Below are 21,435 nucleotides of genomic sequence, written 5' to 3'. Positions count from 1 at the left end.
CAATCGCATGAACGGAACGGCCCGACGGGGCCGTTCCCAAGACACAGACGCGGACGAAACGCTGGAAGCGCCGCCAAGCGCACGGCATCAAACCCTATGAGGATTGACCGATGAGCCTGACCCGCCGCCACCTCCTCGCCGGAGGCGCCGCCATCGCCACTGCCGGCATGCCCTATATCGGCCCCGCCCGTGCGCAATCCGCGGCCCCGCTGCGCTTCATCCCCTCGACGCCGCTGCCCTCGCTCGATCCCATCGTCGCCACCAGCTACGTCATCCGCAACCACGGCTATCTCATCTACGACACGCTCTTCGCGACGGATGAGAACTTCCAGATCAAGCCACAGATGGTGCAGCACTGGGAAAGCGCGCCGGATGGATTGAAGTGGACTTTCCAGCTGCGCGACAGGCTGATGTTCCACGACAACACCCCCGTCCGCGCGCAGGACTGCATCGCCTCCATCCGCCGCTGGTCCGCACGCGACGCCTTCGGCCAGACCTTCGCCACCTTCGTCGACGGCTACGACGTGGTGGACGCGCGCAGCTTCGCCATCCGCTTGAAGAAGCCCTTCCCGCAGATCACGGCGGCGCTCGGCAAGCTTTCCTCCAACGTGCCCTTCATGATGCCCGAGCGCGTCGCAATGACGGACCCCGCGCGCAACATCACCGAAGCCATCGGCTCCGGCCCCTGGCGCTTCCAGACGACACAATGGGTGCCCGGCCAGAACGCCATCTACGAGCGCTTCGCCGGCTACAAGCCGCGCGAGGAGGCTCCCTCCTGGGCCGCCGGCGGCAAACTCGCGAAGATCGACAAGATCGAATGGGTCGCGCTCACCGAGCCTGCAGCCGCCGTCGGCGCCATGATCCAGGGCGAGGTGGACTGGTACGAACAGCCACCCGTGGACCTGCTGCCGGTCCTGAAGCGCGACCGCAACATCGCCATCCAGAACGTGCCGCTCGGTCTTATCCTGCTGATGCGCTTCAACCACACGCAGCCGCCCTTCAACAATCCGAAGGTCCGCCAAGCCGTGATGATGGCGATGAAGCAGGAAGACTACATGCAGGCGGTCGTCGGCAGCCCGGAATACTACCAGGAAGCCAAGACCTTCTTCACCCCGGGCTCGCCCATGTCCACCGGCGCCGGCGGCGCCGAGGCGATGCGCGCCGACATAACCCGCGCCAGGGCGATGCTGAAGGAAGCCGGCTACAACAACGAGAAGGTCGTCCTCCTCGCTCCCGCCGACCAGCCCATCGCCTACAACCAGTCCCTCGTCACGCAGGAACTCCTGAAGAATCTCGGCATGAATGTCGAGCTGATCTCCACCGACTGGGCCAGCTTCATCGGCCGCCGTGCCAATCGCGGCGCCCCCGATGCCGGCGGTTGGTCCGTTTTTCACACCCTCTGGTCCGGCGCCGATGTGCTGAACCCCGCCCTGCACCCGCTGATCCGCAGCAACGGCGGCGCCGCCTGGTTCGGCTGGCCCAACGACCCGGAGATCGAATCCCTGCGCGACCAATGGATCGCGAGCGACGACCTGAACACGCAGAAGGCGCTGGCCGCCCGCATCGAGCGCCGCGCCTTCGAAACCGTGCCCTATGCACCCGCAGGTTTGGTGCAGCAGCCAATGGCCTACCGCAAGAACCTCACCGGCATGGTGCTCTCCCCCGTGCAGTTCTTCTGGAATATGGAGAAGAAGTAGTCGCGTCGCGCTGCCATGGGACCCCTGCCCCATGGCAGCGCGTTCCGCACTACTTCGCCATGGCCGGCGCGCTGCGCTCCGAGCAAGCCCAGTCATGGTTGTGCACCAGCCCATCGTCGTGATCGATTGGCTCCCCACCCATCCGCGGCGTTGCCCCACCGTCGTCGTGGAACTGCGCCGCCTCGGTCGAATGCTTCAATGCCGTGGTGGAAGAACGTCCGCCGCTCGCCGCCGCGGCGACCGCGTCGAAGTACCCCACCCCCACCTCGCGCTGATGCCGCGTGGCCGTGTAGCCATCCGCCTCGGACGCGAATTCCGCCTGCTGCAACTCGGAATAAGCGGCCATCCCGCGCTCGCGGTATCCCCTTGCCAGGCTGAACATCGAATGGTTCAGGCTGTGGAAGCCGGCGAGGGTGATGAACTGGAACTTGTAGCCCATGGCTGCGATCTCGGCCTGGAACTTCGCCGCCTGCGCCTCGCCCATCTTCCGCTTCCAGTTGAAGCTGGGTGAGCAGTTATAAGCCAGCAGCTTGTCCGGGAACTCCCGGTGGATCGCCTCGGCGAAGCGCCGCGCATCCTCCAGGTCCGGATCGCTCGTCTCCCACCACAGCAGGTCGGCATAGGGCGCATAGGCCAGCCCGCGCGCGATCGCGTAATCCTTGCCCACGCCCGCCTTGATCCGGAAGAACCCCTCAGGCGTCCGCTCGCCGCTGATGAAGGGATGGTCGCGCTCATCCACGTCGCTGGTGAGAAGCTGCGCGCTCTCCGCATCCGTGCGGCAGAGCAGCACCGTCGGCACGCCCTCCACGTCGGCCGCCAGCCGCGCCGCGTTCAGCGTGCGGATATGCTGGCTGATCGGCACCAGCACCTTGCCCCCGAGATGCCCACACTTCTTCTCGCTGGCCAGCTGGTCCTCGAAATGCACGCCGGCCGCGCCCGCCTCGATCATCGCGCGCATCAGCTCATAGGCATTCAGCGGCCCGCCGAAGCCGGCCTCCGCATCGGCGATGATCGGCGCCATCCAATGCGTCGTGTCGCCACCCTCCTGCGTCGCGATCTGGTCCGCGCGCCGCAGCGAGGCATTGATCCGCCGCACCACCTTCGGCACGGAATCCACTGGATAGAGCGACTGGTCCGGATACATCTCCCCGGCCGAATTCGCATCGGCGGCCACCTGCCAGCCGGAGAGATAGATCGCCTTCAGCCCGGCCTTCACCTGCTGCAGCGCCTGGTTGCCCGTCAGCGCGCCGAGCGTCGGCACGAAGGGCTCCGAATGCAGCAGCCGCCACAGCCGCTCGGCGCCCATCTCAGCCAGGGTGTGCCGAACCCGGAAGGAGCCGGAGAGCCGCTCGACATCCTCCGGCGTGTAGTCGCGCCGGATCCCGGCGAAGCGGTTGGGCTCCGCGGGAATGCCGCTGCCGGAGCCATCGGGGGAGAAATTGGGTTGGGTCTGGGGGTGCATCGCCTGTCCTCCTGCAATGCGTAAAGGATTGACATCCGCGCCGAAAAAGCGAGCTTTTCCAGGCAGTTCAGACCAGCAAACCGGTCAATCCCTTCACCGCCCCCGGCGAAAATCCGTAAAGGTTGTAAATCATGGCGCGTCCCATGATCGGCCGGGTGGTCCGGCGTCTCCGCCAGGAACAGGGCATCACCCAGGCTGCCCTCGCCGCGCGCCTGGGCATTTCCGCCAGCTACATGAACCTCATCGAGGCCGACCAGCGCGCCATCACCGCCAGCCTCGTCTTCAAGCTCGCCGACGCCCTTTCCGTCGATCTCGCCCTTCTCTCCGGCCAGGCGGAAGGCCGCCTCGAAGCCGGCCTGCGCGAAGTCTTCAGGGATCCGTTGCTCGGCGCCGAAGCCGTGCCCGAGGACCAGGCCGCCGCCCTCGTCGCCTCAGCCCCCGACGCCGCCCGCGCGATGCTCGCCCTCTGGCGCGCCTGGCGCGTCGCGCGCGAGGACTCCGCCGGCCTTTCCCTCCCCTCCGGCCGCCGCCTCCTGCTCCCCAGCGAGGAAGCGCGGGACGCTTTCCACGATGCCGGCAACCACTTCCCAGCCCTGGAGGACGCCGCCGAAACCCTGCGCGCCGCGGCGGGCGATCCCACCCCCCAGGCGCTCGACCACGCACTCGCGCATCGCCTGCACGCCCATCACGGAATTGCCGTCTCCGTCGGCGTGCTGCCCGGCGCCGCCCTGCGCCGCTACGACGCCACCGCGGGCCAGCTCCTCCTGAGCGAAACCCTCCCGCGCGAAAGCCGCAGCTTCCATCTCGCCTTCACCCTCGCCCTGCTGGAGGCACGCGATGCCGTCGAACGAATCATCGCCGTCATCGGCCCGTCCAGCGAGGAAGCCGGCGCCATGCTGCGCATCGGCCTGCTCAACTACGTGGCCGCCGCCGTGATGCTGCCCTACGCGCCCTTCCTCGCCGCCGCCCGCGTGCTGCGGCATGACGTGGCCGCGCTCTCCGCCCGCTTCGCCGCATCTTACGAGCAGACCTGCCACCGCCTCTCCACCTTGCAGCGGGAGGGCGCGCGCGGGGTGCCCTTCTTCTTCCTGCGCGTGGACCCGGCGGGAAATGTCTCCAAGCGCTTCTCGGCCGCGGGTTTCCCCTTTGCGCGCGGAGGCGGCTCCTGCCCGCGCTGGATCCCGCATGCCGCCTTCGCCACCCCCGGCCGCATCGTGGTGCAGGTGGCGGAGCTGACCGACGGCGCCGCCTTCCTCTGCTTCGCACGTACGGTGGAACACCCCGCCACCCGCTGGGGCGAGCCGGCGCCCATGCGCGTCGTCGCCATGGGCTGCGAGCTGAGCCACGCGCCGGAGGTCTGCTACGCCGACGGTCTGGACCTGATCTCGGCACGGGTCGGGATCGGCCTGTCCTGCCGCCTCTGCGACCGCCCGGATTGCCGCTCCCGCGCCTTCCCGCCGCTCGAGCACCGCCTCCTGCTCGATCCGGCCCAGGCCGGCGCCCCTTACGGCTTCACGCCACCGAGCCAGCCCGCCCCCGGCGCCGCCGGATAAGCGGCCTGCCCTACTCCCCCGAGGTCAGCTTCAGCCCCACCAGCCCCGCCAGGATCAGCGCCGCGCTGCCAATCCGCATCGGCGTGGCCGCCTCTCCCAGCACGGCGATCCCCACCACGAAGGCGCCCAGCGCCCCGATCCCGGTCCAGATCGCATAGGCCGTGCCCAGGGGCAGGCTCCGCATGGCGAGCCCCAGCAGCCCCACGCTGGCGACCATCGCCACCACGGTAAGAACCGACCAGCCCAGACGCGAAAACCCTTCCGAAGCCTTCATCCCGAAGGCCCAGACGATCTCAAGCAGCCCAGCAATAACAAGGAGAATCCAGGCCAAGTTCACGGCCCCATCCAATGGGGCCGGGCCGTCCCGGCGAACGGGGGATCGGGCCAGGGGTCGTCCCCCGGCCCACAGGTCAGGCGCTGGTCGCGCCGCCCGCAATCAGAATGTCAGTCGCAGTCGCAGCCAGGTGTCGGGCCAGGATCGGCGCGCACAACATGGTGGTCGATCCACTCCGCCACCAGGCGACGCGCCTCGGTTACCGTCGCTTCCGGGTGATGGATCCGGTACAGGGAGGTGCAGGCGCCGAAGGCGCTGAAGTCATTCGTGCCAACATCGCGCAGCTCGCGATAGGCGGTCACGACGGCCCGCTCGCAGTTGCGGGCGATGTAGCTGAAGTCTTGCCCCATCCATCCAACCCCATATTCCGTGCTGCGCTGTTGTTGAGAATAACTCGCAACACTAAGCCGATTTATAACGACACCTGAATATACGTTCAAGTGTCGATTGATGCGGTGCGAGTGTAGAGGCCCGGCATGGCCGGCACGCAACGGGCCTCCTCCTGGCTCTAGCCGCGGGAAACGGCCTCCGCCAGGGCCTTCCCGACCTCCACGGTCCCGGCATTGCCGTCCAGGTCACGGGTACGCGGGCCGCCCTCGGCCAGCAGCGACTCGATGGCCGTGGTGATGGCCGCCGCCGCCTCCCTCTCGCCCAGATGCTCCAGCATCAGCGCGCCGGACCAGATCTGAGCGATCGGGTTGGCCACCCCCTTGCCCGCGATGTCCGGCGCGCTGCCATGCACCGGCTCGAACATGGAGGGATGCGCCCGCTCGGGGTTGATGTTGGCCGATGGCGCGATGCCGATCGAACCCGCCACCGCCGGGCCAAGGTCAGACAGGATGTCACCGAACAGGTTGGAGCCCACCACCACGTCGAACCAATCCGGGTGCTGCACAAAATGCGCGCAAAGGATGTCGATGTGGAACTGGTCCGTCGTCACCCCCGGATAGCTCTTCGCCATCTCCGCGAAGCGCTCGTCCCAGAACGGCATGGTAAAGGTGATGCCGTTGGACTTGGTAGCCGAGGTCAGCTTCTTCCGCGGCCGCTTCATCGCCAGCTCAAAGGCGTATTTCATCACCCGGTCCACGCCATGCCGCGTGAACACGCTTTCCTGGCTGACGAATTCCCGCTCCGTGCCCCGGAACATGCGCCCGCCGGAGGAGGAATACTCGCCCTCCGTGTTCTCGCGCACGACAACGAAGTCGATGTCCTCCGGCCCGCGATTCGCGAGCGGGCTGCGAACCCCCGGCATCAGCCGGCAGGGCCGCAGGGAGATGTACTGGTCGAATTCCCGCCGCATCGGGATCAGCAGGCCCCAGAGCGAGATATGGTCCGGCACCCCCGGCCAGCCCACGGCGCCGAGGAACACGCTGTCCGCCTCGCGCAGCCGGTCCAGTCCGTCATCCGGCATCATCTTGCCGGTCTGCGCATAGGTCTCGCAGGACCAGTCGTAATGGGTCAGCGACAGTTCGAAGCCGAAGCGGCGGGCGGCGGCATCCAGCACGCGCAGCCCTTCCGGCGTTGTCTCCTTGCCGATCCCGTCGCCCGGGATCACCGCGATACGGTGGGTGCGCGCCATGGGGTGATGTTCCCTTCCTTGCGGGTCCGGTGGTGCCCTCGGACGCAGCGCGCGGCAAGCCCCCCGCCCCTACCCTCGGTGAGTCCGATTAGCGGGCGAGCAGTTCCTCGGGCAGCTCCAGCTGCATCACCAGCCCCTCGGGCCGCCAGTCATGGGTCATCCGGCCATGGATCTGCCCCGCGAGGCATCGTGCCGCCAGAACGGTACCAAATCCCTGACGGGACGGCGGGCCGGGCACTTGGGGGCCACCAGTCTCACGCCAGTCCAACCGGAACTTCCCGTCCTCCACCCTCGTATCGATCTCCAGCCACCCGTCGGCGCAGGAGAGGGCGCCGTATTTCACCGCATTCGTAGCCTGCTCGTGCAGCACCAGAGCCAATGTGCTGGCGGCGGCATAGCCGAGCGGCCGGTCCACTCCGTCCAGCGTGAAATTGGCCCCACCGCGCCCGGCATAGGGCGCCAGGATGCTGCGCAGCAGCTGATGGACGGTGCCAGACCGGCCCGTCTCCTCCTGCGGCCGCCCCACCGGCTTGGCCAGGTCATGCGCCAGGGAAAGTGCGTTCAGCCGCGCCTGCAACTGCGCTGAAAAGGCCTCGGCCGCCGCATCGCCCCGGGCCGCAAGCGAGGCGAGGCCGCCCGCCACCATGAAGATGTTCTTGATCCGGTGCGACAGCTCTCGCGCCAGCAGGTCCCGCGCCTCCTCGGCCCGCCGCCGGTCGCTGATGTCGAAGACAGAACCGACAAAGCCCGCGAAGCGCCCGTCCCCATCCCGCCTCGGGGCGGCGGCATCGATCATCCAGGCATAGGTGCCATCGGTGGCGCGAAGCCGGTACTCGATCTCGAAGGCGGCCTCGTCCCGCATCGCCTGGAGGAAGACCGCATTGGCCATGTCCCGGTCCTCGGGATGCACGGCATCGAGCCAGCCGAAGCCCAGCCCCGTCTCCGGCGTCTGCCCCGTGTAGCTGTACCATCGTTGGCTCAGGAAGATGCTGCTGCCATCCGCATCCGTCATCCAGACCATCACCGGGGCATGATCCGCCATGTTGCGGAACCGCGCCTCGCTCTCGCGGAGGGCTGCGGCGGAGCGGCGCTCATTCTCCTCACGCCGCAGCCGGCCGATGGCCAGCGAAAGCTGCCCCGCCATCATGCCGAGGTAGCTGGCATATTCCCCGGCCAGCGGCAGATGCGGGCTCAACCCCGCCACGAAGATCCCCACCGCCGCGCCGCCCGCCATCAGCGGCAGGATGAGCGCACCAGGAACCTTCTGCGGCGTCGCCTCCCGCAGCACGGCCTCCAGCACCTCCGCCGGAACCTCCGGCCCGGGGCTGGCCCCATGTGTCGCCACGGTGGCAAGCCCCGCCTCCCCGCGCATGAGGATGCTGCCCCAGGGCAGGTCGAGCGGGTTTTCCACCGCCATCGTCCGCAGCGCGGCCACGCAGGCGGCATCGACGCTCCGTTCTGCTACCAACCGCTGCCCCAGGGCGCGCAGGGTCCGCAGGCGGCGATCGGCCAGCTCCCGGCCGGTCGTCTCCGCAACGATGCTCATCACCCCGGCCACCTCCCCGTGCTCATGCACGGCGGAGTAGGAGATGTCGAAATACACCTCCTCCAGAAACCCATGGCGCTCCGTCACGAAGCGGTGGTCCTTGGCATGGACCGTCTCGCCGGTGCGGCGCACCTTTGAGAGCATCGGCCCGAGCACCTCCCACAGTTCGGGCCAAGTCTCGCGGGCCGGGCGGCCCATGGCGCGGGGATGCTTCTCCCCGATCGTTGCCGCGAGGGCATCATTGTAGAGGGCGACGTACTCCTCGCCCCAGAACAGCACGATCTGCGCGCGCGACGGCAGCGCGATGCCCAGGGCGCAGCACAGCGTCGCGGACCAGCCGCCTGGCCCGCCCAATGGGCAATTCTGCGCGCCGAGCCGCTCGATCAGCTCGCCCGCCTGGCCCGCCCCATGGAGAAACCCGAGGCCATCTGAAACCGGCCCGCGCGACCATCTCGCTTCCATGTCGTGGTGCTCGACGCGCAAGCCCATCCCCCAATCTCCGCGTGCAATCCCGGCTACCACGCATCACGGAGTCGTGTTGTAAACTGTTTTATAGAAGGGAACGCACCTCAAGATACAGCCCATTTGGCCCATGCGTGCCCGGTGGACGAAGCTCGTGTCCGAAATACAACAGAGCATCGGCTTGGCGGTTCCCCTCGCGCCCTTCGCGCTGGCAGCCTCGCCGCCGCCCGCTCCTCGCCGCCTGACCAAGCGAGGGCCCGCCTTGCCGCGGGACGCCCAACCCGCCACCCATCTCAATGCCGCCCGCTGGACGCCGCTGCCCCTTGCACCGCCGCGCTGAAAACCTCCGGCCAGCGCGCCCGAACCTCCGCCGCCACCCGCCCGGTCTCATCAAGCGGCGCGCGTGACGCGGCATCGGGAAAGGCATCGAGCGGCGCCGCATGCCCTGCCGCGATCAACGCCGCATGCAGCGCCCGGTGGCGCGGCGCTTCCGGAGCTGTCCCGGCAATGAAGACCGGCGCCGCCGTCGCCAGTGCCTCCGACAGCATCGAGACGGAATCCCCCGTCACCACCACAGCATCCGCCACCGACAGGAAGGCGGCATAGGGATTCGGCCCCGCACCGCCCCAGCAATGCAACATCCCCGGCACCCCGGCCAGTCGCGCCGCCAGCGCCGTCCCGGCCGCCTCGCCAGTCCGGCGGCTGGTCGTCGCCAGCACGCTGCCCGCCCAGGGCATCACCCGCTCCGCGATGGACAGCGCCTCCTCGGGCGCCATTCCCTCCCCCCGCACCGCTCCGCCCAGAAGCAGCACGACACGCGGGCAAGGCATTTTCTCCAGCGCCGGCCATTCCGCCCGCGCCGCCGCCAGCACCTTGGGCGAAACACGATGCGTCGCCCCCAGCACCGGCAGGATGTTGGGCGCCGCGGGCGGGCCGTCATGCCGCCCGATCACCAGCAGGTCGAAATCCGCCGCGCCGAATCCGGGCCGCATGCAATGCACCGTCCGCGCTCCGCGGCGGCGCAACCAGCGCGACACCGGCGCCGCACGCCGCCCCGCCGAGATCACCAGCCCAGGCCAGGGCGGCCCGATCCGCTCCCGCACGCTTGGCGCCAATCCCGCCAGGCTCGGCCAGGGCCAGGGCAACGCCGCCAGCCGCCCCCATTCCAGTCCCAGGGTCCGGAACGGCACCCCGAGCCGCTCGGCGATGCCCAGCGCCTGGGCCGCCGTCCCCGCGCGCGGGTCGGCCAGCACCCAGACTGCCGCCTCCGGTCCCCCGCTCATGCCAGCCCGCATCCCGCATGCCCGCACCCGGTTTTGACGCATGGACGCCGCCGCCGCCTGCCGCTAGGGAACGCGCATTCCGCGCCGCCCCCGGACGAAAGCAGGGACAATTCCATGGCCATCCAGCACGCCTCCGAGTGGGACCGCGACGCGGCGCTCACCACGGCCCGCATCCTTCTCGAGATCAAGGCGGTGAACTTCCGGCCGGAAGAGCCCTACACCTTCACCTCGGGCTGGAAGAGCCCGGTCTATATCGATTGCCGACGCATCATCTACTTCCCCCGCGCGCGCAAGACGATCTGCGACCTGGCGACGGACAAGATCGGCCGCCATATCGGCTACGAGACGATCGAGGCCGTGGTGGGCGGCGAGACGGCGGGCATCCCCTTCGCCGCCTGGATCGCCGACCGCATGATGACCCCCATGGCCTATGTCCGGAAGAAGCCCAAGGGCTTCGGCCGCAACGCCCAGATCGAGGGCGACGTGCCCGAGGGCAAGCGCACCATCCTGGTCGAGGACCTGACGACGGATGGCGGTTCCAAGATCCGCTTCGCTCAGGCGCTGCGCGACGCGGGGGCCATCTGCAACGACACCTTCGTGGTCTTCTTCTACGGCGTCTTCCCGGGTGCCTTCGACACGATGAAGGCGATGAACCTCAACCTGCTGCACCTCTGCACCTGGTGGGACGTGCTCGAGGTCTGCCGCGAGCGGCCCTATTTCGAGGAGAGCGCCCTGCGCGAGGTGCGCCGCTTCCTCGAGAACCCCATGGAATGGTCCAAGGCCCATGGCGGCATCGGAAGCGCGGAGGAGGCGATCTCCAAGGGCATCACCGCCTGAGACAAGGCCCGCCGTGCGCCCGTTGCCGAAACCGGCCGCGCGGCGCCCGGCGGGACCGGAGTCAGCGCGCCGGCGGCTTGCCGGCCGGCGCCCCCGGCGCCCCGCCCTGCATCTGGCCGGGCATCTGCATCGGCTGGTAGCCCTGCGGCACCTGGAAACGCGCCGCCTCCTGCGCCCCGTAGCGCACCTCGGTCGCCTCCATGCGCGACGTGCCGCCATTCTGCGGCAACTCCATCTGCGAGCGCAGCATCACGCCGTCATCCGTCATGCAGACGGTGCTGCGCATATCGGTCATCGTCACATCCCATTCGGTGCAGGACTGCCCGGCCACCCGGGCCGTTCCCTTCCGCGCGAAGCGGGCATCGGGGGGCATGCTTTGCGTCATGCCGGCCGCGGCCTGGGCCGGCAGGGTCATCACCATCCGTTGCGCGTCCATCACCATCATCGCGGAACCGGCGCGGCGGTCGATAAGCATCCAGCCCATGCCGCCCGGTGGATCGATGCGCTGCTTCCCGTCGCTGACCGACCAAGCCATCCGCATCTCGTCCCCCTGCACGCCCGGAAGCCCGCTGACCCGATAGGTCACGGACACATCCCGCGTGGGCGTCATGTTGGCCGGTGCCCCTTGTGCCAGGACCGGCGTGGCCAGGAGCGAGGCGGCCGCCGCAGCGGCGATGATCTTCAGCATGGTGTTCCCCCGGGATTCCAAAGGGCCGGGACGCCGATTCGCTCGGCTCGCGGTGCTGATCCGGCCCGGCCAACTGCACACAAACCACTGAAACCAAGCAATAATCTGGACAGTTTGCAAACTGAACAGATGTCCACGCATAGACGGTTTCGATTCCGAGAGGAATGACGATGGCGCGAGCCGAGGCTTGGAAAGCGCGTCCGGCAGATGGCAGCGCCAGTCTCCCCGAAGTGAACCGCACAGTCGCCGTCCCGAATGCGGGCAGCTGGCTGCGGCGCCTGATGGCCTTCATCGGGCCCGGCTATCTCGTCGCCGTCGGCTACATGGACCCGGGCAACTGGGCCACCGCGCTCGCGGGCGGATCAGCCTTCGGCTACACGCTGCTCACTGTCGCGCTTCTCTCCTCGCTGATGGCGATCCTGCTGCAGGCCCTCTGCGCCCGCATCGGCCTCGCCACGGGGCGTGACCTTGCCCAGCTCTGCCGCGACCGCTTTCCGCGCTGGGTCGGCCTGCCGCTCTGGTTCCTGGCCGAGATCGCCATCTGCGCCACAGACCTGGCCGAGCTGATCGGCACCGCCATCGCGCTGGAGCTCCTCTTCGGTATCCCGCTGCTCTACGGCGTGTTGCTGACGGCGCTCGACGCCTTCCTCATTCTCTGGCTGCAGAACAAGGGTATGCGCTGGCTGGAAGCCTTCATCATGGGGATGATCGCCCTCATCGCCGGCTGCTTCGTGGTGCAGGTGCTGATGGCGGATCCCGCCTGGGGCCAGGTGCTGCGCGGCTACCTGCCCTCTGCCTCAGTGGTGACGAACCAGGCGCAGCTCTACATCGCGCTCGGCATCCTCGGCGCCACGGTGATGCCGCACAACCTCTATCTCCACACCGCCGTCATCCAGTCCCGCGACATAAGGCGAGACGAGGAAGGCAAGCGGGAGGCAATCCGCTTCGCCACCATCGACAGCACGGTGGCGCTGGGCCTCGCGCTGCTGATCAACTCCTCCATCCTCATCCTCGCCGCCGCCGCCTTCCACGCGAACGGCCAGACCGAGGTCGCGGAGATCCAGGACGCGCACAAGCTCCTCGCGCCGCTCATGGGCACGGCGGCGCCGATGCTCTTCGCCATCGCGCTCCTCGCCTGCGGCCTCAACTCCACCGTCACCGCGACGCTTGCCGGCCAGGTGGTGATGGAGGGCTTCCTCCACATCCGCCTCAGCCCCGTGGTGCGGCGGCTGGTGACGCGGCTGATCGCCATTATTCCCGCCGTGATCGTCACCGCGCTGTATGGCGAAAGCGGCACCGCGCGGATGCTCGTCCTCTCCCAGGTGCTGCTGTCGCTCCAGCTTCCCTTCGCGGTGATTCCGCTGATGCTCTTCGCGGGCGATCGCAAGCGCCTCGGCACGCTGGTGGCGCCACGCTGGCAGGTCGTGCTCGGCTGGGCCTGCGCCCTGCTGATCGTGGTGCTGAACGTGAAGCTGCTGGCCGATTTCGTCGCCGGTCCATAGCCCCGGGACTACCGGCCGCCCACGAAGCCCCGCATGATCGGCTGATGACGGTTGCGAAGCTCTCCCCCCGCCTGGCGGTGCTGGCGCTCCTCCTCGCGGCGCCCCTCCAGGCCGCCGCCCAGACCCGCGACACCCTCACCATCGGCATGGCCCAGGCCACCGGCACCTTCCACCCCAATATCGAGAGCATGCTGGCGAAGTCCTACATCCTGGGCTTCACCCGCCGCCCCCTCACCGCCCATGGCCCCGACTGGCGCCCCGTCTGCCTCGGCTGCGACAGCTTCCCCACGCTGGAGAACGGCCAGGTCGCCCGTGAAACCACGCCGGACGGCAAGCCCGGCATGCACGTCACTTGGCGGCTGCGCGAGGATCTCCGCTGGGGCGATGGCCGCCCTGTCACCGCCGAGGACCTGCGCTTCGCCTGGGAAGCCGGCCGTGCCTTCGAAACCGGCTTCGGCGGCGCCGAATTCTACCGCTCCGCCTATGAGTTCCTCTCGGACGGCCCGCGCAGCGTCACACTCCGCTTCGATAAGCTGAGCTTCGATGCCGGTTCCGCCGGCAATTTCGAACCCCTCCCCGCCCATATCGATCGCGCGATCTGGGAGGCCGACCGCCGCAACTACCGCTCGCGCACAGCCTATGACACCGACACCGCCAACCCCGGCCTGTGGAACGGCCCCTACCGCATCGCCGCCGTGCAGCCCGGCGCCGGCGTCACGCTGGAACGCAACGAAAGCTGGGCCGGCCCCGCGCCTGCCTTCCGCCGCATCAATATCCGCGTCGTGGAGAACTCGGCCGCCCTGGAAGCCCAGCTCCTCGCCGGCCAGCTGGACATGATCGCCGGCGAACTCGGCCTCTCCCTTGACCAGGCCATCGCCCTGGAGCGCCGCAGCCGCAACCGCTTCCGCTTCGAATATCGCACCGGCCTCGTCTGGGAGCACCTGGACCTGCGCCTGGACAACCCGATCCTCTCGGATGTCCGCATCCGCCAGGCCCTGATGCTGGCCATCGACCGCCCAAGGATCGTGCAAAGCCTCTTCGACGGCCGCCAGCCCATCGCCGCCACCGCGATCCATCCCGACGACCCGATGATCGACAAGGCCCTCGCCCCCTGGCCCTTCGATCCCGCCCGCGCCGCCACCCTGCTCGAGGAAGCGGGCTGGCGTCCCGGCCCCGACGGCATCCGCCGCAACGCCGAGGGCACCCGCCTCGCGCTTGATCTCCAGACCACCGCTGGCAACCGCTCCCGCGAGACCGTGCTGCAGGTCATCCAGGGCATGTGGCGTGCCACGGGCGTCGAGGCGCGCATCGCCAACCAGCCCCCCCGCGTCCTCTTCGGCGAAACCCTCTCCCAGCGCCGCTTCCAGGGCGCCGTCCTCTTCGCCTGGATCAGCAGTCCGGAGAACGTCCCGCGCAGCACGCTGCATTCCGACGAAATCCCCACCGCCGCCCGCAACTGGTCAGGTCAGAATTATCCCGGCTATTCGAACCCCGAGATGGACGCCCTCCTCGAAGCCCTGCCGCAGGAACTCGATGCCGAAAAGCGTCGCCCCATGTGGTCCCGCCTCCAGGCGATGACCCATCGGGACCTCCCCGCCATCCCCCTCTGGCACCGGGCCGAGCCGCATGTCTGGCCGCAATGGCTCGATGGCATCCGCCCCACCGGCAACATGTCCCCTTCCTCCCTCTGGGTGACGGATTGGCGGGTGCGCTGACATGCTGCGGATGATTGCCTGGCGCCTGCCGCAGATCGTGGCGACGCTCGTCATCCTCTCCCTCGCCGCCTGGCTCGCCATCGGCGCCATGCCCGGCGACCCGATCTCGCTCGCCATGATGGCCGATCCGCGCCTCGGCCCCGCGGATATCGAGCGCATGCGTGCCCTGCACGGCCTCGACCAACCTCTCATCGCCCGCTGGTGGGCCTGGGCCAGCGGCGTGCTGCATGGCGAGTTCGGCTATTCCCGCCTCTTCGCCCGCCCCGCCGCCGAGGTTCTATGGCCAGCATTGCGCGGCAGCCTCGCCCTGCTCGGCGCCGCCCTCGCCATCGCGGCCACGCTCGGCATCGCCGCCGGCATGCTCGCCGCCCTCCGCCCGCGCTGGCGCGCGCCGGTGGATGCCGTTGCGCTGGTCTCCCAGGCCCTGCCCTCCTTCTGGCTCGGCATCCTCCTGATCATCCTCTTCGCCGTCACCCTCGGCTGGCTTCCCGCCGGCGGCACCCCGGACTCAGGAAGCGCGGTGGAGGCGGCCCGCTTCCTCATCCTCCCTGTCGCCACCCTCGCCATCGCCCATCTGGCCGCCTATGCCCGCCACACCGCCGCCGCCATGGCCGAGGTTCTCCGCGCCCCCTGGATCACAGCCGCCCGCGCCCGCGGCGCCCCGGAATCGCGTATTGCCTTCCGGCATGCCCTCCCCAACGCTGCCGTCCCGCTCCTTTCCATCCTGGCGCTGGACGCCGGCGCCCTCGTCTCCGGCGCCCTCATCACCGAAACCGTCTTCGCCCGCCCCGGCATGGGCAAGCTCCTCACCGATGCTGTGATGGGCAACGACCACAACCTCGCCCTGCTCGCCCTCCTCCTGGTCGCCGGCACGACCCTCCTCGCTACATTGGCCGCGGACCTCGCCCAGCGGGCGCTAGACCCGCGGCTGGGGCGGGACGGATGATGGCGGGCGTCGGTGGCCCTTGGCTCCCCCTGATCGAAGGCATCTCTTTTCGAGACGGAAGTTCGAGGAACCTCAGCTTCCTCGCGGATCGGTCTGGGAAGGCAGCGCCTTCCCAAGGGCACCCGGCGCCGTCATGACCCGTCTCCGCCTCGGCCTTGCGATCCTGATCCTGCTGGCTGCTGCCGCCGTTGCCGCGCCCTGGGTGGCTGCCTGGCTGGGCGTCGACCCGGAGGTGCCGGACCTGCTGACGCGCCAGTCCGGCCCTTCCGCCGCCCATCCGCTCGGCACGGACGAGCTGGGCCGCGACATCCTGGCGCGGCTGCTCTTCGGCGCACGCGTCTCGCTGGCGGTGGGACTGGCGGCGGCGCTGGCCTCCACCACCATCGGGCTGGCGGCCGGGCTGCTGGCTGCCTGGCTCGGCGGCTGGGTGGATGCGGTGCTGATGCGGCTCGCCGACGGGCTGCTCGCGCTTCCGGCCCTCCCGCTGCTGGTGTTGCTGGCGGCCATGGACCCCGCGACCATCGGCCTGCCGCGCGGCGGCGCGCTGGCGGATGTGCTGCGCATCGTGCTGATCCTCGCCATCTTCGGCTGGGTCGGCGTGGCACGCCTGTCCCGTGCGGCGGCCATCTCTGTCCTGGCACGGGACCATGTGCGGGCCGCGCGGGCGCTGGGCGTCGGCGAGGCCCGCCTCCTGCGCCGCCATGTCGCCCCCGCCCTGGCGGCACCGCTCACCGTGGCGGGATCGCTGGCTGTGGCGGGCGCCATCCTGGCAGAAAGCACCCTGTCCTTCCTCGGCCTCGGCATCCAGCCGCCCGCTTCCTCCTGGGGCAACATGCTGGCGAATGCACAGGATCTCGTGTTCAGCGCCCCGATGGCCGCACTCTGGCCCGGCCTCGCCATCGCCGCGGCGGTGGCGGGAGCGATGCTGGTCGCGGACGGGCTGCGGCGCGAGGACGCCCTGCGCTGATCGGCCGCAGCCTGCCTCGCGTCTCAATGAACGAGCCGTGCCTCGACAACCTCCGCCTCGCGGATCTCGGCCGGCTCGTACATCCACCGCGCCACGACGCCGCCGACGGCCGCACCGATCAGCGGCGCCAGCCAGAAGAGCCAGAGCTGCCCCACATATTCGGCCCCCGCGAACAGGGCCGGCCCGGTGCTGCGCGCCGGGTTGACCGAGGTGTTGGTGACCGGGATCGAGATTAGGTGGATCAGCGTCAGCGCCAGGCCGATCGGGATGCCGGCGAAGCCGACGGCGGCTCCCTTGGACGTCGTGCCGACGATGATCAGCACGAAGAAAAAGGTGAGCAGCGCCTCGATCGTCAGGCAGGCGGTGAAGCTGTACTTGCCGGGGCTGAGCGCCCCATAGCCATTCGAGGCAAAGCCGCCCGGAACCCAGTCCGCCTTGCCGGATGCGATCATCCACAGCATCCCGGCCGCCGCGATGGCACCGACCACCTGCGCGACGATATAGGGCAGCACGTGGTGGTTCGCGCAGCGGCCCGCCGACCAGAGGCCAATGGTGACTGCCGGGTTGAAATGCCCGCCCGAGATATGCCCGACCGCATAGGCCATGGTGAGCACCGTGAGCCCGAATGCGAGCGCGACGCCGAGGAAGCCGATGCCGAGAGCAGGATAGGCGGCGGCCAGAACCGCGGCGCCGCAACCACCGAAAGTGAGCCAGAAGGTGCCGAAGAACTCGGCCATGATCCGGCGCCCCATGTCTTTGGACATTGTGAACCCTCCAGGCTGGACGGGAACGCTACGCCTTCATCCTTTCGGTAATAAACAAAAATGAGCGATGAGTTGCCTCCGGCGCCGTGGCGGGGGCCGCCTAGCCACCGACCCGCCCGCCCCGCAGGCGGCTGAAGGTCACCAGCGTGCTCCGCGGCGGCACCGACGGATCAAAGGCAGGCCAGAGCGTTCCAGGCCGTTCCCAGGAGGCCCCCGGCTCCGCCCCCGGCGTGCGGACCATGGCGAAAAGCGTCTCGCCGCCCGGCGACAGCGCCGCCCCACCCACCGCCGCTCCACGCGGCGCGGCATAGAGCGGCAGGGGCATGCCGCGCCCCGGCCCGCGCGTCTCGCAGCCGAACAACATGTCCGGCGCGGCGCCGATCCGCCCGCCGCGATCCGTGCCGATCCAGACGCGGCCGGCCGCATCCGCCGTCACCGTATCTGGATGCCCCGGCCATGCCGTGCCCTGGCGCTCGGCCCCAGCCTGCACCACCGCGGAAACAGCCGCTGAATCCGCCCCGTGGTCGCCGCCTGTGGGCAGGATCTGCAGGACCTGCCCCGGCATGGGCGCCGATGCCCCCGGGCTGCCGCGGCAGGCCAGGAACAGCGCCCCGCCCTGCGGATCGACGGTGAGGCCCGAAGGCGTACCGAAACCTGTTCCCCCCAGCCGCGCGGCAAGCGCGGCGGTGTCGGTCAGCGCGGCCGGGTCGGGCGGCAGGTCCAGCCAACGCAGCCTCGGCCCGTCCACCCGCGCCACGGAAAGCGTGCCGGCATCGAGCGCATCCGGCGCCCGTGCCGCGCCGTTCGAACTGAAGCGCAGCAGATGCCCGCCCGCCTGCCGATCCGTCATGTAGACCACCGCGCGCCCGTCCCGCGTCAGTGCGGCCGCGGCGTCCCCATGCGCGAAGCGACCGAGCGAAGTGCGCTTCACCGGCACCGCGCTCGGCTCGGCCGCATCCAGCTCCACCACCCAGCCAAAGCCCGCCGGATCGCCGAAGCGCTGATCCACCCCGCGCAGCCGGGCGATCCATCCACCCGGGTCGCTCTCGGTCAGCAGCAGCGTGCCCCAAGGCGTCCAGCACCCACCCGACACGGCCAGCAAGCCGCGCACCGAGGCGCCCAGCGCATCCGCCGCCCCGCCCGAGACGCGGCAGAGCGTGTTCGCCGTCAGCCGGCGCGACTGGTAGCCTCCATCCGTCACGATCCAGCGGTCCGCGTTGCGCTCCACATTCAGCAGGGAGGCGCCCTGCATCACGGCCGCGATCTCCGGCCGGTCCACTCCACCCGGAAAGGCCATCGCCGGATCGACCGTGGGATGCGCCACCGCCAACACGCCGCGCGGCACGCCATCGGCCCCCGCCGGCGGCACCGAAAGCCCGATGATCCGCCCATCCCAGCCGAACTGGGTCTCGGCCGCCGCCTGGGTGGGGTTGCGCGGGTCCCAGGGCTGCGCGTCGAAGGTCACGCGATCGCCCCAGCGCACCAGCACGTCCCGCACATAGCCTGGCGCCACCGTGTCGTCGGGCTTGGTCGGATAGAGCGCGGGCGGCATGTCCAGCGCCCGCGCCTTTCCCGGAAGCAGCCCCACGAGCGGCAGCGCGCCCGCCGCCCGCATGAGGCCGCGCCGCGTCGTAGCCTCCAACCCGGGTACGGCGCCGTCGCGACGCCTCACGCCGGCAGGCCGGCCGTGGCGGGCGGGCGATGCACGGAAACCTCGGGCAAGGGACCGGTCCAGGCCTCCACCTGTACCAGGCAGGAATGCGCCGCGCAGCCCTGGCCCAGCAGGGAGGTGCCGACATCCTTCGTCAGCACATTGGGGTTCCCGTGGACGCAGAGCGGCCCCTTCTCCGTCTCCTGCGGATCCCACCAGGCACCCGTCGACATGGAAACCACGCCGGGCCGCAGCTCATCCGTCACCACCACGCCGGCGAGGCACGCGCCGCGATCATTGAACACGCGCACGATGTCGCCCGCCGAGAACCCGCGCGCCGCGGCATCCGCCGGGTTCATGCGGATCGGCTCGCGCCCCTGGATCTTGCGCGCCGCCGCACGGCGGCTGGTATCGAGCTGGGAATGCAGCCGAACGGGTGGCTGGTCCGAGAGGAGATGCAGCGGAAAGCGCGACGTGTCGCCGCCCAGCCATTCGCGCGGCGCCATCCACACGGCATGGCCCGCCACGCCCTCGTCGCCAAACCCCGCGATGGTCTCCGAATACAGCTCCACCTTCCCCGAAGGCGTGTTCAGCGGCGCCGCCTCCGGATCGCGCGCGAAATCGGCGAATTGCACGAAGTCCTCCTCTGGCAGCGCGAACTCGACATGCCCCTCGGCCCAGAAGCGGTCGAAATCCGGCACCTCCTCGCCCATGGCGGCACAGGCGCGGCGGAACTGGTCATACATGTGGCGCAGCCAGGCGCCCTCGTCGCGCTGCGCGGTGAAGCGCTCGCGAAAGCCCAAGGCATCGGCGATGTCGGCAAAGGCATCATGGTCGTTCCGCGCCTGCCCCTGCGGCGGCACCGCCTGGTGCATCGCGCGCACGAAGCGGTCGCGCGAGGAACTCGCGATGTCGTTCCGCTCCAGCGTCGTCGTCGCAGGCAGCACGATATCCGCGTGGCGCGCGATCGAGGTCCACCACGGCTCCGACACCACGACCGTATCCGGCAGCGACAGAGCGCGCGCGAGGCGGTTCAGATCCTGGTGATGATGGAAGGGATTGCCGCCCGACCAGAACACCATCCGCGTATCCGGCAGGTGAATGTCGCGTCCATTGTAGCGCATCACCTCCCCCGGCCGCTCCAGCAGCTCCGTCACGCGCGAGACGGGAATGGAGATCTGCACCGGGTTGCGCGTCGCCGGCAGGTTCACGCTCGGCACATTGCGCCGCGAGTTGCCCATGCCGTTGATGCTGCCATAGCCGAAGGCGATGCCCTGTCCCGGCTTGCCGATGCCGCCGAGTGCGCTCGCCAGCCCCACCAGCGCCCACCAGGGCTGCTCGCCATGCTCGGCACGCTGGATGGACCAGGTGGCGGTCACCATCGTCGGCTTGCCCGCGGCTTCGAGCGCCAGTGCGCGGATCACCTCCGCCCGCACCTCGCAGAGCGGCGAAGCCCATTCCGGCGTCTTCGCCACCCCATCCGCCTCGCCCATCACATAGGCGCGCAGCCTCTCCCAGCCGACCGTGCAGCGCGCCAGGAAGTCGCGATCCTCGAGCGCCGCCGCGATGATCGCCTGGATCATCGCCAGCACCATGGCGGCATCCCCGCCCGGCCGGATCGGCACCCATTGCGCGCCCAGGAAATCCGCCGCATCGCCACGGAAGGGGCTGATATTGACGAAGCGCAGCCCCGCCTCCACGGCGGCCTTCATCATGGGCACATAGTCATGCGCCCCGCCGCCACCCGCCGTGACCAGCCCGTTCTTCACCGGAAGCCCGCCGAAGCACAGCATCAGCCGCGCGTTCCCGATGATGCTGCGCCAGTCCGTCACCGGCCCCTGCACCACGTCATTGGTGCCGAGCACATGCGGCATCAGCGTCATGCCCGCGCCATAGGAATAATTCGTCACCTGGCTGGTGAAGCCGCCGCCCAGCCCCAGGAAGCGCTGCAGCTGGCTGCGCGCATGGTGGAACCGCCCAGCCGAGGACCAGCCATAGGAGCCGCCGAAGACCGACGCATCCCCATGCTCCGCCCGTACCCGCCGCACTTCCTCCGCAACCAGCCGCGTCGCTTGGTCCCAGGAGACCGGCACGAACCGGTCCTTCCCCCGCGTGGAGCCGCGCCGCTCGCCGCGCAGCCAACCCTCGCGCACATGCGGCCGGTCGATACGGCTCGGCGCATGGACGATGTCAGGGATGCCGTCGATCAGCGTGCCGGGAAAGGGATCCCGCCCGAAGGGGCGCGTGCCGACGACGCGGCCATCCTCCACCAGGGCATCGAAATAGCCCCAATGGGCGGCATGCGGCTTGATCTCAGTCATCGCCCGAGAATGCGATGCCCGACCCGCCCAGTGCAATGCGAGCGGAGGGGTTACGCCGAAATGGCAACCGGCCGCAGGGCCGGGCGTTCGGCTCCGCAAGCCAGAACAAGCACCGCCACCCGGCGCCC

General features: G+C 69.6%; 17 protein-coding genes. 7 read left to right on the top strand and 10 right to left on the bottom strand.

The window, feature by feature from the left end:
- The first annotated feature begins 110 nt into the window (after window positions 1–110).
- Complete coding sequence (locus tag GSE44_RS07550; protein ID WP_159348177.1) at window positions 111–1,697, top strand: ABC transporter substrate-binding protein; 1,587 nt, start codon at window positions 111–113, stop codon at window positions 1,695–1,697.
- A 49-nt stretch (window positions 1,698–1,746) separates the two neighbouring features.
- Here GSE44_RS07550 and aceA read toward each other — a convergent pair whose 3' ends face one another.
- Window positions 1,747–3,159: an isocitrate lyase gene (aceA, locus tag GSE44_RS07545; protein WP_235924612.1), complete on the bottom strand. Its 1,413-nt coding sequence runs from the start codon at window positions 3,157–3,159 to the stop codon at window positions 1,747–1,749.
- 131 nt (window positions 3,160–3,290) lie between these two features.
- On the opposite strand from aceA, the gene GSE44_RS07540 reads away from it, so the two are divergent.
- Window positions 3,291–4,712, top strand: a complete 1,422-nt coding sequence (locus GSE44_RS07540; RefSeq protein ID WP_159348176.1) for a helix-turn-helix domain-containing protein — start codon at window positions 3,291–3,293, stop codon at window positions 4,710–4,712.
- Window positions 4,713–4,722: 10 nt separating this feature from the next.
- Here GSE44_RS07540 and sugE read toward each other — a convergent pair whose 3' ends face one another.
- The 5 genes from sugE to GSE44_RS07515 all read right to left on the bottom strand — a co-directional run bounded on the left by sugE (window position 4,723) and on the right by GSE44_RS07515 (window position 9,916).
- Entirely contained in the window at window positions 4,723–5,049 is a 327-nt protein-coding gene (sugE, locus tag GSE44_RS07535; RefSeq protein ID WP_408015095.1) for a quaternary ammonium compound efflux SMR transporter SugE, read from the bottom strand.
- A gap of 107 nt (window positions 5,050–5,156) precedes the next feature.
- A complete protein-coding gene (locus GSE44_RS07530) occupies window positions 5,157–5,396 on the bottom strand; it encodes a hypothetical protein (protein ID WP_159348175.1) in 240 nt (79 codons plus the stop codon).
- A 158-nt stretch (window positions 5,397–5,554) separates the two neighbouring features.
- A complete protein-coding gene (locus GSE44_RS07525) occupies window positions 5,555–6,625 on the bottom strand; it encodes a tartrate dehydrogenase (protein WP_159348174.1) in 1,071 nt (356 codons plus the stop codon).
- Between the two features lie 88 nt (window positions 6,626–6,713).
- Entirely contained in the window at window positions 6,714–8,660 is a 1,947-nt protein-coding gene (locus GSE44_RS07520) for a PAS domain S-box protein (RefSeq protein ID WP_159348173.1), read from the bottom strand.
- A 266-nt stretch (window positions 8,661–8,926) separates the two neighbouring features.
- Window positions 8,927–9,916: a mitochondrial fission ELM1 family protein gene (locus GSE44_RS07515; protein WP_159348172.1), complete on the bottom strand. Its 990-nt coding sequence runs from the start codon at window positions 9,914–9,916 to the stop codon at window positions 8,927–8,929.
- A gap of 114 nt (window positions 9,917–10,030) precedes the next feature.
- Here GSE44_RS07515 and GSE44_RS07510 point away from each other — a divergent pair, with 114 nt between their 5' ends.
- A complete protein-coding gene (locus tag GSE44_RS07510; RefSeq protein ID WP_159348171.1) occupies window positions 10,031–10,753 on the top strand; it encodes an orotate phosphoribosyltransferase in 723 nt (240 codons plus the stop codon).
- 61 nt (window positions 10,754–10,814) lie between these two features.
- Here the strand turns inward: GSE44_RS07510 and GSE44_RS07505 are convergent, their stop codons facing one another.
- The gene (locus tag GSE44_RS07505; protein ID WP_159348170.1) at window positions 10,815–11,441 is read right to left on the bottom strand and encodes a DUF4412 domain-containing protein; all 627 of its coding nucleotides are present in this window, start codon (window positions 11,439–11,441) and stop codon (window positions 10,815–10,817) included.
- A gap of 170 nt (window positions 11,442–11,611) precedes the next feature.
- Between GSE44_RS07505 and GSE44_RS07500 the strand changes: the two genes are divergently transcribed.
- From GSE44_RS07500 to GSE44_RS07485, 4 genes are all read left to right on the top strand, one after another.
- Window positions 11,612–12,943 (top strand): Nramp family divalent metal transporter, encoded by a 1,332-nt coding sequence (locus GSE44_RS07500; RefSeq protein WP_201305968.1) that lies wholly within the window; start codon window positions 11,612–11,614, stop codon window positions 12,941–12,943.
- A gap of 44 nt (window positions 12,944–12,987) precedes the next feature.
- On the top strand, window positions 12,988–14,658 hold the full coding sequence (locus tag GSE44_RS07495; protein ID WP_159348168.1) for a peptide ABC transporter substrate-binding protein: 1,671 nt from the start codon (window positions 12,988–12,990) through the stop codon (window positions 14,656–14,658).
- A gap of 1 nt (window position 14,659) precedes the next feature.
- Window positions 14,660–15,604 carry an ABC transporter permease gene (locus tag GSE44_RS07490; protein WP_159348167.1) on the top strand — a complete coding sequence of 315 codons (945 nt, stop codon included), beginning with the start codon at window positions 14,660–14,662 and terminating at the stop codon, window positions 15,602–15,604.
- 133 nt (window positions 15,605–15,737) lie between these two features.
- Entirely contained in the window at window positions 15,738–16,571 is an 834-nt protein-coding gene (locus GSE44_RS07485) for an ABC transporter permease (protein ID WP_159348166.1), read from the top strand.
- A gap of 23 nt (window positions 16,572–16,594) precedes the next feature.
- Here GSE44_RS07485 and aqpZ read toward each other — a convergent pair whose 3' ends face one another.
- The 3 genes from aqpZ to GSE44_RS07470 all read right to left on the bottom strand — a co-directional run bounded on the left by aqpZ (window position 16,595) and on the right by GSE44_RS07470 (window position 21,307).
- Complete coding sequence (aqpZ, locus tag GSE44_RS07480) at window positions 16,595–17,335, bottom strand: aquaporin Z (protein ID WP_159348165.1); 741 nt, start codon at window positions 17,333–17,335, stop codon at window positions 16,595–16,597.
- A 100-nt stretch (window positions 17,336–17,435) separates the two neighbouring features.
- A complete protein-coding gene (locus tag GSE44_RS07475) occupies window positions 17,436–19,007 on the bottom strand; it encodes a PhoX family protein (RefSeq protein ID WP_159348164.1) in 1,572 nt (523 codons plus the stop codon).
- The gene (locus tag GSE44_RS07470) at window positions 19,004–21,307 is read right to left on the bottom strand and encodes a molybdopterin-dependent oxidoreductase (RefSeq protein WP_159348163.1); all 2,304 of its coding nucleotides are present in this window, start codon (window positions 21,305–21,307) and stop codon (window positions 19,004–19,006) included. Before GSE44_RS07470 ends, GSE44_RS07475 begins: the two co-directional genes overlap by 4 nt.
- Between the last annotated feature and the right edge of the window lie 128 nt (window positions 21,308–21,435).

This window comes from Muricoccus harenae (genome assembly GCF_009848505.1).
Lineage (GTDB): Bacteria > Pseudomonadota > Alphaproteobacteria > Acetobacterales > Acetobacteraceae > Roseomonas > Roseomonas harenae.
Note: the sequence above shows the minus strand (reverse complement) of the source record. Positions and strands in the feature narration are given on the sequence as shown.

Coding starts and splice junctions, on each gene's coding strand:
- GSE44_RS07550 (WP_159348177.1), top strand. CDS start 111: ATGAGCCTGACCCGCCGCCACCTCCTCGCCGGAGGCGCCGCCATCGCC.
- aceA (WP_235924612.1), bottom strand. CDS start 3,159: ATGCACCCCCAGACCCAACCCAATTTCTCCCCCGATGGCTCCGGCAGC.
- GSE44_RS07540 (WP_159348176.1), top strand. CDS start 3,291: ATGGCGCGTCCCATGATCGGCCGGGTGGTCCGGCGTCTCCGCCAGGAA.
- GSE44_RS07530 (WP_159348175.1), bottom strand. CDS start 5,396: ATGGGGCAAGACTTCAGCTACATCGCCCGCAACTGCGAGCGGGCCGTC.
- GSE44_RS07525 (WP_159348174.1), bottom strand. CDS start 6,625: ATGGCGCGCACCCACCGTATCGCGGTGATCCCGGGCGACGGGATCGGC.
- GSE44_RS07520 (WP_159348173.1), bottom strand. CDS start 8,660: ATGGGCTTGCGCGTCGAGCACCACGACATGGAAGCGAGATGGTCGCGC.
- GSE44_RS07515 (WP_159348172.1), bottom strand. CDS start 9,916: ATGAGCGGGGGACCGGAGGCGGCAGTCTGGGTGCTGGCCGACCCGCGC.
- GSE44_RS07510 (WP_159348171.1), top strand. CDS start 10,031: ATGGCCATCCAGCACGCCTCCGAGTGGGACCGCGACGCGGCGCTCACC.
- GSE44_RS07505 (WP_159348170.1), bottom strand. CDS start 11,441: ATGCTGAAGATCATCGCCGCTGCGGCGGCCGCCTCGCTCCTGGCCACG.
- GSE44_RS07500 (WP_201305968.1), top strand. CDS start 11,612: ATGGCGCGAGCCGAGGCTTGGAAAGCGCGTCCGGCAGATGGCAGCGCC.
- GSE44_RS07495 (WP_159348168.1), top strand. CDS start 12,988: ATGACGGTTGCGAAGCTCTCCCCCCGCCTGGCGGTGCTGGCGCTCCTC.
- GSE44_RS07490 (WP_159348167.1), top strand. CDS start 14,660: ATGCTGCGGATGATTGCCTGGCGCCTGCCGCAGATCGTGGCGACGCTC.
- GSE44_RS07485 (WP_159348166.1), top strand. CDS start 15,738: ATGACCCGTCTCCGCCTCGGCCTTGCGATCCTGATCCTGCTGGCTGCT.
- aqpZ (WP_159348165.1), bottom strand. CDS start 17,335: ATGTCCAAAGACATGGGGCGCCGGATCATGGCCGAGTTCTTCGGCACC.
- GSE44_RS07470 (WP_159348163.1), bottom strand. CDS start 21,307: ATGACTGAGATCAAGCCGCATGCCGCCCATTGGGGCTATTTCGATGCC.